This is a genomic window from Candidatus Protochlamydia sp. W-9, assembly GCF_001950615.1.
Taxonomy (GTDB): domain Bacteria; phylum Chlamydiota; class Chlamydiia; order Chlamydiales; family Parachlamydiaceae; genus Protochlamydia; species Protochlamydia amoebophila.
In genome coordinates this window covers 1-794 of sequence record NZ_BCPZ01000190.1, presented here as the reverse complement: position 1 = coordinate 794, position 794 = coordinate 1, and the positions used below count along the sequence as shown (strand labels likewise).

The 794-nt window shown below is 35.8% G+C and carries 1 protein-coding gene; it reads left to right on the top strand.

Going from position 1 to position 794, the window contains the following annotated elements:
• Positions 1-74: 74 nt before the first annotated feature.
• Positions 75-794 (top strand): hypothetical protein (locus BU804_RS06295; protein ID WP_075883425.1); only part of this gene is annotated, 720 nt, incomplete at its 3' end.

The following is a 794-nucleotide window of genomic DNA, read 5'->3' as shown; positions in this document are numbered from 1 at the left end:
TAATAATATAGATTAATTATTTATTTTAATAAATTAATAGTTTTAGTTTTAAATTTATAATAGGAGCCCATTATATGCCACCTAGTGGATTAAATCCAATTTCTCAGACAAGGCCGACATTTATATCTCAGGAAAATTCTAACCAGACAAACCCAGATATTCCAAAAGTTACTGATGATAATCCTCAACAAAGCGTATCTACAGAGGTTGTTGATAATAGTAGTTCTAGACAATTCGCATCCAGTGCTTTAGTGTATGAGCAACTGACGTCAGCTAAACTACATCAAGAAATAGATCAGCAGCAAGCAATTGTACCCTCACAGGAACAAGTTAATACTACGTCACCAATAAGTTATGTTGAACTTAGACAAGAAACAGATCCAGTAGTATTTTACGATGCAATAACGAAGGCAAACGCAGGGCCAACTGTATTTATTTATTCAGTTGAAGAGTATGAAAAAATGAGAATGTTTCTATCTACTGATAAGTCTTTTGGCGTTGCTGTTAAGCTGAATGGAGATATTGTATCTGTTTTCAAAGATGCTAAAAAAGCTCCGAGAGGCGTTGTCGACATCCTCATTCCCAAAGCTCTAGAGAATAAGGGAACGCATTTGGATTGTTTTAATATGCCAAATCTTCCTTTACCTCTGATATATGCTAAACACGGGCTTGTTCCGGTTGCTAAAGTTGCATTTGATCCGAAAGAAAAGCCAGAAGGCTGGGATGTAGATAAATATGGAAAACCCGATGTTATATTTATGGCTTACAATCCTGCAAAACCCTACCCTACAGAT